This window comes from Streptomyces sp. SID1328, from assembly GCF_009865595.1.
Taxonomy (GTDB): Bacteria; Actinomycetota; Actinomycetes; order Streptomycetales; family Streptomycetaceae; genus Streptomyces; species Streptomyces griseoluteus.
The window spans coordinates 1-13,037 of the sequence record NZ_WWKH01000200.1 but is presented as its reverse complement, the minus strand read 5'-3'; the positions used below and the strand labels follow the sequence as shown (position 1 = coordinate 13,037).

General features: G+C 72.2%; 11 protein-coding genes. 5 read left to right on the top strand and 6 right to left on the bottom strand.

The genetic code is table 11. The annotated features are described in order from the left end of the window. Positions 1–6 precede the first annotated feature (6 nt). Together GT030_RS05930 and GT030_RS05925 are read left to right on the top strand one after the other, a co-directional pair. The gene (locus GT030_RS05930) at positions 7–1,299 is read left to right on the top strand and encodes an ATP-binding protein (RefSeq protein WP_161200169.1); all 1,293 of its coding nucleotides are present in this window, start codon (positions 7–9) and stop codon (positions 1,297–1,299) included. After that, positions 1,296–2,060, top strand: coding sequence for a response regulator transcription factor (locus GT030_RS05925; protein WP_161200168.1), 765 nt, complete (start codon positions 1,296–1,298; stop codon positions 2,058–2,060). Before GT030_RS05930 ends, GT030_RS05925 begins: the two co-directional genes overlap by 4 nt. Positions 2,061–2,118: 58 nt before the next feature. On the opposite strand, the gene GT030_RS05920 is transcribed toward GT030_RS05925, so the two are convergent. Beyond that, complete coding sequence (locus GT030_RS05920) at positions 2,119–3,210, bottom strand: NlpC/P60 family protein (RefSeq protein WP_161200167.1); 1,092 nt, start codon at positions 3,208–3,210, stop codon at positions 2,119–2,121. A gap of 446 nt (positions 3,211–3,656) precedes the next feature. On the opposite strand from GT030_RS05920, the gene GT030_RS05915 reads away from it, so the two are divergent. Then, complete coding sequence (locus tag GT030_RS05915; protein ID WP_030811871.1) at positions 3,657–4,010, top strand: hypothetical protein; 354 nt, start codon at positions 3,657–3,659, stop codon at positions 4,008–4,010. Here the strand turns inward: GT030_RS05915 and GT030_RS05910 are convergent. Next, entirely contained in the window at positions 3,988–4,995 is a 1,008-nt protein-coding gene (locus tag GT030_RS05910; RefSeq protein ID WP_161200166.1) for a hypothetical protein, read from the bottom strand. The genes GT030_RS05915 and GT030_RS05910 overlap by 23 nt on opposite strands. A 249-nt stretch (positions 4,996–5,244) precedes the next feature. Between GT030_RS05910 and pcrA the strand changes: the two genes are divergently transcribed. After that, the gene (pcrA, locus tag GT030_RS05905; protein ID WP_161200165.1) at positions 5,245–7,725 is read left to right on the top strand and encodes a DNA helicase PcrA; all 2,481 of its coding nucleotides are present in this window, start codon (positions 5,245–5,247) and stop codon (positions 7,723–7,725) included. 64 nt (positions 7,726–7,789) lie between these two features. On the opposite strand, the gene GT030_RS05900 is transcribed toward pcrA, so the two are convergent. The 3 genes from GT030_RS05900 to GT030_RS05890 form a co-directional block, all read right to left on the bottom strand. Next, on the bottom strand, positions 7,790–9,238 hold the full coding sequence (locus tag GT030_RS05900) for a M23 family metallopeptidase (RefSeq protein ID WP_161200164.1): 1,449 nt from the start codon (positions 9,236–9,238) through the stop codon (positions 7,790–7,792). Positions 9,239–9,429: 191 nt separating this feature from the next. After that, positions 9,430–9,999: an SMI1/KNR4 family protein gene (locus tag GT030_RS05895; protein ID WP_161200163.1), complete on the bottom strand. Its 570-nt coding sequence runs from the start codon at positions 9,997–9,999 to the stop codon at positions 9,430–9,432. A gap of 47 nt (positions 10,000–10,046) precedes the next feature. After that, positions 10,047–10,901 (bottom strand): alpha/beta fold hydrolase, encoded by an 855-nt coding sequence (locus GT030_RS05890; protein ID WP_161200162.1) that lies wholly within the window; start codon positions 10,899–10,901, stop codon positions 10,047–10,049. A 238-nt stretch (positions 10,902–11,139) separates the two neighbouring features. Here GT030_RS05890 and GT030_RS05885 point away from each other — a divergent pair, with 238 nt between their 5' ends. Next, the gene (locus GT030_RS05885) at positions 11,140–11,559 is read left to right on the top strand and encodes a cobalamin B12-binding domain-containing protein (RefSeq protein WP_031180800.1); all 420 of its coding nucleotides are present in this window, start codon (positions 11,140–11,142) and stop codon (positions 11,557–11,559) included. A gap of 6 nt (positions 11,560–11,565) precedes the next feature. Here GT030_RS05885 and GT030_RS05880 read toward each other — a convergent pair. Then, a partial coding sequence (locus GT030_RS05880) for a DUF5691 domain-containing protein (RefSeq protein WP_161200161.1) occupies positions 11,566–13,037 on the bottom strand: 1,472 nt, incomplete at its 5' end.

Here is a 13,037-nt window from a genome sequence, read left to right as displayed (position 1 = left end):
GTTGGCATGCCGGAAGCCGCAGCACTCCCACTCCAAGACCCGCGGCCGCCGCGCAAGCTCTACCGCAGCGGTGACGGCCGCTGGCTGGGAGGAGTGGCGCGGGGGCTCGCCGGGCATCTCGGGCTGCCCGTGGTGTGGGTGCGGCTGGCCTTCGTCGGCCTGCTCATGGCGAACGGACTCGGTGCGCTGCTGTACGCCGCGTTCTGGTTCTTCGTCCCGCTCGGCGTCGGCGGGGTGGGCGACCACAAACCGGCCTCGCTGGTCGGGACCGAGACCTCACCGGAGGGGCGCCGCAGACTCGTCGCCCGCAAGCCGGACAAGGGGCAGATGGTCGCGCTGCTCCTCATGGTCATCGTGTCCATCGTCTTCCTGGGCAGCGTCAATCTGACCAACACCGCCAAGGCGTACCTGGTACCGGTCGTGCTGGTCGCGGCCGGTGTCGCCCTGGTGTGGCGGCAGGCGGACAACGCCCGCCGGGCCCGCTGGGTCGAGGTCGGCGGCCGTCGGCGCACGCTCACCCTGCTCCGGGCGGCCGTGGGCGTGCTGCTGGTCACCGCCGGGGTCTCCGCGATCTTCCTGATGCAGGTGTCCGCCGCCCACCTGGGCGCGGTGCTGGAGGCGGCAATCGCCGTGCTGGTCGGCATCACCCTGCTCGCCGGCCCCTATCTCGTCCGCGTGACGCAGGACCTGTCCGAGGAACGGCTGATGCGCATCCGTGCCCAGGAGCGGGCCGAGGTCGCCGCGCACGTCCACGACTCGGTGCTGCACACCCTCACCCTGATACAGCGCAACGCGGACAACGCCGGGGAGGTGCGCCGCCTGGCCCGCGCGCAGGAGCGGGACCTGCGCACCTGGCTGTACAAGCCGGAGGGCACCGGCAAGGACGAGGCCGACGAGCCGGACACGGTCGCGGAGGCGGTGCGGCGCAACGCGGCCGAGGTCGAGGACAAGCACGGCGTGCCCATAGAGGTCGTGGTGGTCGGCGACTGCCCGCTGGACGACCGGACGACCGCGCAGATGCAGGCCGCGCGCGAAGCGATGGTCAACGCCGCCAAGTACGGTGGCGAGGGTGGTGCCGTGCAGGTCTACGCGGAGGTCGAGGGCCGTACGGTCTTCGTGTCCGTCCGCGACCGGGGTCCGGGCTTCGACCTCGACTCCATACCCGCCGACCGCATGGGGGTCAGGGAGTCGATCATCGGGCGCATGGAGCGCAACGGCGGTACGGCCCGGCTGCGGTCGGTGCCGGACGGCGGCACAGAAGTCGAGTTGGAGATGGAGAGGGCGGAGAAGACGGCATGAGTGACGCGACCGAGGCGAACGGCACGGCGGGGGAGGCGGAGGTGGCCGAACCCGGACGCGACACCGCGACGACGGCGGAGGGCACCGAGGGCACGGTCGGTCGCCACGTGCGCGTGGTGCTCGTGGACGACCACCGCATGTTCCGTACCGGCGTGCAGGCGGAGATCGGGCAGACCGCGCGGACCGGGGTCGAGGTGGTCGGTGAGGCGCCGGACGTCGACCAGGCGGTCGCGGTCATCACCAGGACCCGGCCCGAGGTGGTCCTGCTCGATGTCCATCTGCCCGGCGGCGGTGGGGTCGAAGTGCTCCGGCGCAGCGCGGCCCTGATGGCGGACCCCGAGCAGCCGGTGCGCTTCCTCGCGCTCTCCGTGTCGGACGCGGCGGAGGACGTGATCGGGGTGATCCGGGGCGGGGCGCGCGGCTATGTCACCAAGACCATCACCGGGTCCGACCTGATCGACTCGATCTTCCGGGTCCAGGAGGGCGACGCGGTCTTCTCGCCCCGGCTGGCCGGGTTCGTGCTGGACGCCTTCGCCTCCACCGACGCCCCGCCGGTCGACGAGGACCTCGACCGTCTCACCCAGCGCGAGCGCGAGGTGCTGCGGCTGATCGCGCGCGGCTATGCCTACAAGGAGATCGGCAAGCAGCTCTTCATCTCGGTGAAGACGGTCGAGTCCCATGTCTCCGCGGTGCTGCGCAAGCTCCAGCTCTCCAACCGGCACGAGCTGACCCGCTGGGCCACGGCCCGCCGACTGGTCTGACCCGAAGCCGCGTCCTGACTCCGCCGCCCCGGAAACCCGGCGTACCCCGACGGAAGCCCTAGGCCACCCGGGTGGCCCCCGCGAACGGCATCTGGTCGACCGGCGCCACCCGGACCGGCGCCGAGGGGTTGGGCGCGTGGATCATGCGCCCGTCGCCCACGTAGATGCCCACGTGGCTGATGCCGGAGTAGAAGAACACCAGGTCACCGGGCTGGAGCTGGGAGCGGGAGACGCGTCGGCCCGCGTTGATCTGGGCGTAGGTGGTGCGGGGCAGGGAGATGCCCGCGGAGCGGTAGGCGGCCTGGATCAGCCCCGAGCAGTCGAAGGCGCTGGGGCCGGTCGCACCCCACACGTACGGGCTGCCGAGCTTCCGGTAGGCGTAGGCGACGGCAGCCGACGCGCGGGAGGTGGGCGCGGGAATCCGCGCGGTCGGGCGGCCGGGGGACAGGGATGTCTTGCCGAAGGCTGCCCGAGTCGGGCCGGAGCGGCCCCCGGCGCCCGCCCGAACCGCCGGAGCGCTGGTGGTGGCCTTCGCCCGCTCGGGCGGGGTGAGCCGGGCGAGCAGCTGCCGGGCCTGCTTCAGCTTGGCGGTGACGGTGTCCTTCTGCCGCTTCAGCTCCGCCTGCCGGGACCGTACCGACTTCGCCTCGACGCGGGCCGCGCCGCGCAGCCGCTCGATCTCCCGGAGCTGGGCGCGCACCCGGCTCACCTGCTGGGCCTGGCGGTGTCCGGCGCGTTCGGCGAAGGCGGCGTCGTCGAGGTAGCGGTCGGGGCTGCTGGAGAGGGCGAGCTGCCAGCTCGGGGCGATCGCGCCGTCGCGGTACTGCGCGGCGGCGAAGGCGCCCAGGGCGCCGCGGGCGGTGTTGAGTCTGTCCTGCCGGCGGGCGGCCTCGTCGCGCAGGGTGTTGAGCCGGTGCTGAGCGGCGCTCGCCTTCTCGTGGGCGCCGTTGTACTTCTCGCTGGCGGTCTCCGCCTCCCGGTACAGGCGGTCCACCCGGCTCTTGACCTGGGCGGTGGTGAGTTGCGGCTCGGCGTGTCCCGTTCCGTCGAAGGCCGTCGCGGTGGCCGCTCCCGCCAGGGCGAGAGTGGCGGCCGTGCGGGCCGTGTTGCCGCTGAGTGAGCGCGCTCGGAGCTTTCGGTGCGCTGCCACCTGGACCGTCACGTCCTTCCATGGGACTCGTGCGGCCGAGAACCGCGGTCCCCTGGGGGGCCGGTGTCCGGCGGCCGTCCGCACAGGGGAGACGGCGGCCGACGGACGGTCCTCGGCGTGGATGTCCGGCTGCCGCCCCTGGTCCGGGCGGCTGTGAGGAGCCGGTCACCTGGGGGAGGAGGCTAGGCCGCTTGGTGACAGCTTGGTAACGCGTATACGGAACTGTCCTCGACGGACCGGAAAGTGACCGGCTTCGACCGGACTGCCAGGGTGGCGGAGGCGCCCATCCGAAGCCTGGTGATCAAAGAGGGGAAGACGGGACCCGAGGGAGGCAGGGGGTGCTATGACCGGCGAGCCCGCGCGCGGGTGGGACCGGCCGGAGCCATGAGCCGGACGCGGGCCCCGGTACGGTGCCGACGGGATGTCGGCAACTAGGCTCGGTTCCCATGACCGTACTCATCCATGTCTTCGTCGCCCTGCACATCATCGGCATCGCCGCGCTGCTCGGCGGTTTCCTCACCCAGATGAAGGCGATGGGCCGGGGTACGGCCCGCTTCGTGCCCGCCATGCTGCACGGTGCGATCACCATGCTGGTCACCGGCGTGGTGCTGGTCGGCCTCAACGAGGCGGACGGCCACCACGTCAACAACATCAAGATCGGCATCAAGCTGGCACTGCTGATCGTGATCCTCGGCCTGGTCTATGTGAAGCGTGACGAGGAGACGGTCGACAAGGGGATGTTCGGGCTGGTCGGTGCCCTGACCACGGCGAACATCTTCATCGCCGTGCTGTGGACGTGACACCCGGCGCTCCCGCCCCCCAGGGGCCGTGGCCCCCGGCGCGCACCGCGAGCATCGCGCCCAGGGCGGCCGCCAGCCACACCGCGACCGCCACCCAGACCAGCACCTTCCCCGGCCCGCTCAGCCAGGACACGTCCAGGGCGGCCGAGACCGCGAGGGTCGCCGCAGCCGTCATCCCCATCGAGAACACGGTGGCCCAGCGCAGCAGGACGTAGCGCGGCCGGGGGCGCGCCAGCTCGGCCAGCACCAGCACGGCGTAGCAGACGAGGTCCAGTACCAGGAGGATCGCGGTGACCTGGTGCAGGACCTCGCTGTCGTCCTGGTTCCACAGGTACAGCCGCGTGCTGTCGGCGGAGATCAGCCGGGCCCCGGCCAGCGCCGAGATGGACAGCGCGCCGCCTGCGATCCAGTGGTCGCCCGGCCCGTGCAGGACCTGGCGGGAGTCGAAGCGGGGCAGGGTGAGGGCGTAGAGCAGCAGGCCCAGCCAGAACAGCACCAGCGCGGCGTGCCCGAGCCAGGCCGTCGTCTCGGCCCCGGCCAGGGTGGCCGCCAGAACGGCGAGCGCCTGTGTGGCCACGCAACACATGAACACCGTGCCCGGCATGCGCCGCCCCCAGTGCCGCAGCACGGAGACCAGCAGCACCGGCCAGAACAGCGCGGCCAGCGCCAGCAGCGCCCCGGCCAGGGGCTGGACGCCGAGCAGGGAGATCCGGGTGCCGAGTACCGCCGTGGCCGCCACCGCCGTGAGCGCGGCCGGGTCGCGGGCCTCCTCCGCCCAGCGTTCCGGGTGTCCCGCCAGCCGGAGGGCGAAGGTGACGGCGAGGGTCAGCCAGGCGAGGCAGGCCAGTACCAGGAAGATCCGGGACACAACCTCGACGTCCGCCAGACGCAGGCCGATGGAGACGATGGCGGTCGCCATGACGGCGGTGCCCGCCGCCGGAGGACGCTCCGCCACCCACGTTCGCAAGCCCGAGGTGCCCGACATGTCCCTGATGCTAGGGAGCGGCGCGTCCCCGGCAGGGAGGGCACGCGCGCGTGGGGCTCGAAAAGAGGACCGGGCCGCACGGAGACTGTCCCGCCCGGAACGGGAGATCGTCCGGCCGGGAACGGGAGATCGTTCCGCCCGGAACGGGAGCCCACCCCGCCCGGAACTGAAGATCGTTCCGCCGGGAATCCGGCCATGTTCCCCGGACCGGGACCGGTTGTCGGTGCGGCGCCCTAGACTCGTAGAGCGATGAGCAGCCTCTTTGACGACAACTTCCTGGCCAGCCTCCAGCCCCCGCGGGGACCCGAGGAGGAGTCCGCGCCGCCCGAGGACGAGCACGCTCCGGAGCCGGTCCCGGACGACCTGTTCGGGGGGAAGTTCGACGTGCCCCCGGACCGGGACACGCACTACCGCGACGGCGCCCCGCGCCCGCCGGTCGACGCGGCGGCCCTGCTGGAGGGGCTGAACGAGAACCAGCGCGCGGCCGTCGTCCACGCGGGCTCCCCGCTGCTCATCGTCGCGGGCGCCGGTTCCGGCAAGACGCGGGTGCTCACCCACCGCATCGCCCACCTCCTCGCCGAGCGCCATGTGCACCCGGGCCAGATCCTCGCGATCACCTTCACCAACAAGGCCGCGGGCGAGATGAAGGAGCGCGTCGAGCAGCTCGTCGGCCCGCGTGCCGGGGCGATGTGGGTCATGACCTTCCACAGCGCCTGCGTCCGCATCCTGCGCCGGGAGTCGAAGAGGCTGGGCTTCACCTCGTCGTTCTCGATCTACGACGCGGCCGACAGCAAGCGCCTGATGGCCCTGGTCTGCCGCGACCTGGACCTCGACCCCAAGCGCTACCCGCCCAAGTCCTTCAGCGCCAAGATCAGCAACCTCAAGAACGAGCTGATCGACGAGGAGGACTTCGCCGCCCAGGCCACCGACGGCTTCGAGAAGACCCTCGCCCAGGCGTACGCGCTCTACCAGTCGCGGCTGCGCGAGGCCAACGCCCTCGACTTCGACGACCTGATCATGACCACCGTCAACCTGCTGCGCGCCTTCCCGGACGTGGCCGAGCACTACCACCGCCGCTTCCGGCACGTCATGGTCGACGAGTACCAGGACACCAACCACGCGCAGTACGCGCTGGTCCGGGAGCTGGTCGGCACGAGCGCGCACGACGAGGACGTACCGCCCAACGAGTACGACGTCCCGCCCGCCGAGCTGTGCGTCGTGGGTGACGCGGACCAGTCGATCTACGCCTTCCGGGGCGCGACCATCCGCAACATCCTCCAGTTCGAGGAGGACTACCCGGACGCGACGACGATCCTGCTGGAGCAGAACTACCGCTCCACGCAGACCATCCTGTCCGCCGCCAACGCGGTCATCGAGCGCAACGAGTCCCGCCGCCCCAAGAACCTGTGGACCAACGCCGGCCAGGGCGCGGGCATCACCGGCTATGTCGCGGACACCGAGCACGACGAGGCCCAGTTCGTCGCCGACGAGATAGACCGCCTCACCGACGCGGGCGAGGCCAAGGCCGGGGACGTGGCGGTGTTCTACCGCACCAACGCCCAGTCCCGTGTGTTCGAGGAGATCTTCATCCGCGTCGGCCTGCCGTACAAGGTCGTCGGCGGAGTGCGCTTCTACGAGCGCAAGGAGGTCCGGGACGTCCTGGCCTACCTGCGCGTCCTCGCCAACCCCGAGGACTCGGTGCCGATGCGCCGCATCCTCAACGTGCCCAAGCGCGGCATCGGGGAGCGCGCCGAGGCGATGATCGACGCCCTCGCCCAGCGCGAGAAGATCAGTTTCCCGCAGGCGCTGAAGCGGGTGGACGAGGCGTACGGCATGGCCGCGCGCTCCACCAACGCGGTGCGGCGGTTCAACGCGCTCATGGACGACCTGCGCACCGTCGTCGAGTCCGGCGCCGGACCGGCCACCGTGCTGGAGGCGGTCCTGGAGCGCACCGGCTATCTCGCCGAGCTTCAGGCGTCCACCGACCCGCAGGACGAGACCCGGATCGAGAACCTCCAGGAACTCGCGGCCGTGGCGCTGGAGTTCGAGCAGGAGCGGGAGGACGGCGAGCAGGGCACGCTGGCCGACTTCCTGGAGCGGGTCGCGCTCGTCGCGGACTCGGACCAGATCCCGGACGAGGAGGACGGCGACGGCGTCATCACCCTGATGACCCTGCACACCGCCAAGGGTCTGGAGTTCCCGGTCGTCTTCCTCACCGGCATGGAGGACGGCGTCTTCCCGCACATGCGCGCCCTCAACCAGACCAAGGAGCTGGAGGAGGAGCGGCGCCTGGCCTACGTCGGCATCACGCGCGCGCGGGAGCGGCTGTACCTCACCCGCGCCGCGCTGCGCAGCGCCTGGGGGCAGCCGTCCTACAACCCGCCTTCCCGGTTCCTGGAGGAGATCCCGGCCACGCATCTGGAGTGGAAGCGGACCGGTGCCTCGGCCGCGCCGTCCTTCGGCAAGGCCGCCTCCTCGGTCGCGTCCACCCTCTCCTCGTCCCGGTCCCGCTCCTCGGCGGCCGGTGCCTCCGGGTTCGCCACCCGCCGGGCCGGTGAGAAGCCGGTGGTGTCGCTGGCGATCGGCGACCGCGTCACCCACGACCAGTTCGGCCTCGGCACGGTGGTCGCGGTGGCCGGCGAGGGCGACAAGGCCCAGGCCACGATCGACTTCGGCGGCGGCAACGCCAAGCGGCTGCTGCTGCGGTACGCGCCGGTGGAGAAGCTCTAGACGCGGCTTCGGACGAGGCGAGCCCCGCCGGAATGGCGGGGCTCGGTCATGTCTGGGCGGCGGATCAGGTCGGGTCCAGGCCGTGGCTGCGGAGCCAGGGGAGGGGGTCGATGGCCGCGCCGCCCGCCGGACGGACCTCGAAGTGGAGGTGGGGGCCGGTGGAGTTGCCGGAGTTGCCGGAGTAGGCGATCGGTTCGCCGGCCTTGACCGAGGTTCCGGAGGGTACGCGGTAACTGGAGAGGTGGCAGTACCAGGTCTCCGTGCCGTCCTTCGCCGTGAGGACCAGCATGTTGCCGTAGGCGCTGTTCCACTTGGTGGTGACGACACCGTCGGTCGCGGCCATCACGGTGGTGCCGTACGACACGGGGAAGTCGATGCCGGTGTGGACGGACATCCAGTTGACGCCCGCCTGCCCGAACTGGGCGCTGAGGCCCTTCTGGAGCACCGGGAGCATGAACTTGGGGCGGAGTCTCTCCTTGAGCGCGGCCTCGGCGGCGGCCTTCTTCTTCTCGAGTGCCTGCTGCGCCCTGAGGTCGATGCGCTCCTGCGTCCGGCTCACCCGGTCGGTGAAGTCGTCGGCCCCGGCGGACAGGGTCCGCAACTGGGTGTCGAGCTTGCTGTTGGCGACGGACGGCTTCACGGTGTGCGTGTCGGCGGCGGAGGCGGCGGCCTCCTGCGTCCCACCGGTCAGGTCGCCGACCGAGGCGGCGGCGATACCGGCCACGCCCATCACACAGGCCGACGGCACGGCGACGGTCAGCAGGGCGGAGCGCTTGGCGGGCGGGCGGCGCCGGGAGCGGGCCGCCGCACGTGAACCCGCGCGGGGGGCCGGGGTGACCTCCTCCTGGTCGTCCAGGAGGGCGGGGAGTTCACCGGTGCCGGTCAACTCGTCTTCGACGTCCGGGTGTTCGTTGTGCGGGTGGTCCGTGTACTCGGCGTAGGCGGTGTCGTCCCCGTACGGGTCGTGGGTCACCTGGTCGAAGGTGGCCGTCGCCTGCTGGTCGAACGGCTCCTCGGCCTGCTGGTGCTCGGGCGTGCCGTCGGTGTTCCACTGGGTGGCGTCGTAGGCGCCGGTGTCGAAGGTCTGCGTGCCCCAGTCCCACTGCTGCGCGGGGTCCGGGGCGGGCTGCTGGCCGTACTGCCCCCAGGCGCCGGTGTCCTCCGGGGTGCCCTGCGCGGGGACGGTCCAGGCGGTGGTGTCGTAGGCACCCGTGTCGTACGCGGTGTGGTGCTGGGCCGCGTAGGGGTCGTGGGCGAGGTGGCCGCCGTCGCCGGTCTGCCAGTGCGTCGTGTCGTACGCGCCCGTGGCGTGCTGGACGTTCTGGTATCCGCCGAGGTGCGGGTCGGCGGCGTGGGCCGCCTCGGCCACCGGAAAACCGGTGGTGTCGTAACCGCCGTACGTGGTGAGGTCGTCGTACGGGACTTCCGGTGCCCCGTACGGCGCGTAGTGCGCGGTGGAGGCGTCGGAAGCCGGAGCCGGGGTCATGGTCCCCGACGGGTGACGGTCGTTCACCAACTTCTCTTTCGCCTCGACAACAGGGGCTGCCAGAGCAGTGCGGCGACTGTACCCGGCGGTATGCGGGCGCGACAATCTTCCGCTGGTTTCATGTGGACGGGAAACGGGCATTCGGCCGTGTTTCGGGGTTCGCTGAACGCGAGTTTGGCTCTGTGTTCGAAGAGTGTTCGAGGATCTGTGACCCTGTGTCATCCCTGAGAAGGCTGTGACAGAGCGGTCAGCCATTTCGTGTACCAGCTGTGGAAGTCGCGCTCCAATGGAGTGAAGCCACCCCAGTCGGGGTCCAGCAGCCAGATCTCTCCGGCGTGCGGTCCGTTCAGGACGAGGCGGACGTACATCCCGCAGCCCTCGTCGGCCAGCGCGAGGGTGCCTCGGGCCAGCGTGTCGGCGGCTGCGCCGAGGCGGCCGGGCGCGGGTTCTGTCAGGGGGAACGGGGAGGCCAGGCGGCCGGGGAGCCGGTCCCGCGCCCATTCGTCGTCCACCGCCCAGTCGCCGTCGGCCTCGGGGCGCGGGGTGATCAGCGGCAGCAGGCCATGGGCAGGGCCGGCGGGGCCGTCGCCCACCTCGGCGACGAAGGAGCGGTACTGCGGGGGCAGGCCGATGCCGTGGATGGTCTCGAAGGCGCGGATCTCCGGCTCCGGGAGCGGGGGGCGCAATCGGTAACGGTGGGTATCCGCCCCGAAACGCTCCATGGCCCCGTCGAGCGCCGAGGCCGCCCGCAGGCGTGCCTCGACGGCGGTCCGCTCCCAGGTCTTCACGGGTTCGAACCTAACGAGGGCGGGCGACCTGTTGTGGACCGGGTTTCTCAGGCGACCGTGAGGCCGCCACCCTCCTGGCGGCGCATGGCGGACTCGGAGTCGAGGGCTTCGCGGATGCCGGCGGCGACCGTGGGGTGGACCGGGAGCGCGAGGTGGCCGATGCCGGTGACGCGGATGTTGTGGGCCTCCAGGTCGGGGTGGTCGACGCAGGCCGCCTCCAGAGGGGCCATCACGGAGTCCAGGTCGCTCCAGAAACTGACGAAGCGGGTGCGGCAGCCCGGTGCCGGACGGGCCAGCTCCTGGATCAACGGCGAGTCGGGCCGCATCTGCCGGACGATCGGGTGCGCGTTGGCCAGCGGTATCGCGCGGGTCCCGGAGTGCGGGGTGCCCAGGGTGACCACGGTGCGCACCCGGACGTCACCGCCGAGGCACTGCGCGTAGTACCGGGCGATCAGGCCCCCCAGGCTGTGGCCCACGATGTCCACGTGGGCGCTGCCGGTGCGCTCGCAGATCTCCTCCACATGCCGGCCCAGCAGCTCGGCCGCGGTGCGGATGTCGCAGGTCAGGGGGGAGTAGTTCAGTGATTCCACCCGCTGCCTGCCGTGCTGGGCGAGGCTGCGGCGGAGCAGGACGAACACCGAGCGGTTGTCGATGAAGCCGTGCACCAGCACGACCGGCGGACCGGTCGGCACAGGAAGTCTCGCCGTGCCCGCCGGCGCGGGAAGGACGGCCTGACGGCGCTCCTGGGTGAGGCCGGTCGGGTACAGCAGCACGTGACCGGCCAGGATCGCGGCCTCCAGGGCGGTGGCCTTCACCAGCGTCACGGACACGGAGGCCAGTCTGCCGGGCCACAGACGTCGGCAGATCGGGAGGAAGAGTGGCAGTACCCCGGTGACCTTCATTGGCCGACCTCCTGTCGGCACGCGGGGGGCGGCTCTGTCCCCCGCGTGCCCTCATGTCCCACCATGTGATTTCCCCCTCGCCGGGTGCCGTGAAACAGTCCGCTGCGGGATGCTGGGGATAACGTTCGTTCACTTTCGACAGGTGGCGGAACGTGCCAGGTGTGCGGTACTTGTCGGTACGGGACGGAAGCGGACGCTTCCGCGGTCCTTTTACGGTGGTCCCTTGATGGAGGCAGTGATGGGTGTGGCAGCCGGTCCGATCCGCGTGGTGGTGGCGAAGCCGGGGCTCGACGGCCACGATCGCGGGGCCAAGGTCATCGCCCGCGCGCTGCGGGACGCGGGCATGGAGGTCATCTACACCGGCCTGCACCAGACGCCCGAGCAGATCGTCGCCACGGCGATCCAGGAGGACGCCGACGCGATCGGCCTGTCCATCCTCTCGGGCGCCCACAACACGCTCTTCGCGGCCGTCATCGACCTCCTCAAGGAGCGCGACGCCGCCGACATCCTCGTCTTCGGCGGCGGCATCATCCCGGAGGAGGACATCCCGCCGCTGCGCGAGAAGGGTGTCGCCCAGATCTTCACGCCGGGTGCCACCACCACGACCATCGTGGAGTGGGTGCGGGAGAACGTGCGCCAGCCCGCCTCCTCCTCCTGAGTCCTCTCAGGCCGGGCCGTCCGGGGCCAGCTCGCGCACCATCGCCGCGCGCAGCCGCAGGGTGGTCGCCAGCCGCTGGAACGCCTCCGCCCAGTAGCCCCCGGCGCCGGGGGAGGCGTCCTCCCGCTCGTCCGGCACGGCCAGCAGGCTGTCCACCCGGGCCGTCTCGGCCGGGTCGAGGCAGCGCTCGGCCAGGCCCATCACCCCGCTGAAGCTCCACGGGTAACTGCCCCCCTCCCGTGCGATGTCGAGGGCGTCCACGACCGCGCGGCCCAGCGGCGCCGTCCAGGGCACCGCGCACACCCCGAGCAACTGGAACGCCTCGGACAGGCCGTGTCCGGCTATGAACCCGGCCACCCACGCGGCCCGTTCGTCCGCCTCCAGCGCGGCCAGCAGCTTCGCCCGGTCCGCCAGCGACACCGCGCCCGGCCCGCCCGCCTCCGGCGCCGACGGCGAACCCAGCAGCGCCCGCGCCCACCGCGCGTCCCGCTGCCGTACGGCCGCCCGGCACCAGGCGGCGTGCAGTTCGCCCTGCCAGTCGTCCGTCACGGGCAGCGCGACGATCTGCTCCGGGGTACGGCCGCCCAGCCGGTCCGGCCAGGTGTCCAGCGGTGCCGACTCGACCAACTGGCCCAGCCACCACGACCGTTCGCCCCGGCCCGCCGGCGGTCTGGCGGTCACGCCGTCGCGCTCCATCTCCGGGTCGCAGGCGGCCGGCGCCTCCACGACGATCGCGGCCGTGCTGCCGGTGTGGTCCACGGCGACGCAGGTTGCCGCCCGCTGCGCCATCCGCGCGGCGAGCGCCGAGCCGGGCAGGGTGGACAGCAGCTCGGCCGCCGTCGCCCGGACGTTGCGGCTGCGGTCGCCGAGCGCCTGCTCCAGGAAGGGTTCGTCGTCGGCCGACAGGCCGGCGCGCAGCGAGTCCAGGAACATCAGCCGGTCCTCGGCCCGCTCCTGCGCCCAGGTCTCCGCCAGCAACTCCCGTGCGTCCGCAGGGGTCCGGGCGCGCAGCGCGGTCAGCAGGGCGACGCGTTCCGCGAACAGGCCCTCCTGCCACAGCCGTCGTACACCTTCCTCGTCCTCCGGGCCGGGCAGCGCCGAGGCGTTCCCGGAGGCCGAGCGCTGGGCGAACCGCCAGTCCGGGTTCAGCCGGGCCAGCCACAGGGCCCGCGCGCCCGCGAACTCCAGCGCGGCGGGGCGGAGATCGGTACGGGCGCGGGCCGCGTCCAGCAGGGCGGGCACCGTCTGCGGGGGTGCCGCGTAACCGTGTGCGTTGGCCACGGCGAGCCATTGGGGGAGGAGTTCGGTGAGGTCGGGGGTGCTGCCGCGGCGGCCGCCGCCTCCGCCGGGGCGGTCGGCCAGGAGGAGGGTGAGGCGGTGGGCCGCCGCGGGCGGCAGGGTGGGGCGGGTGTCGGCGGGGGCGGGTTCCGGGCGTGTGCCCGCCCGGCCGGGGCGCAGGCCGGCCCGGCGCTGCACGG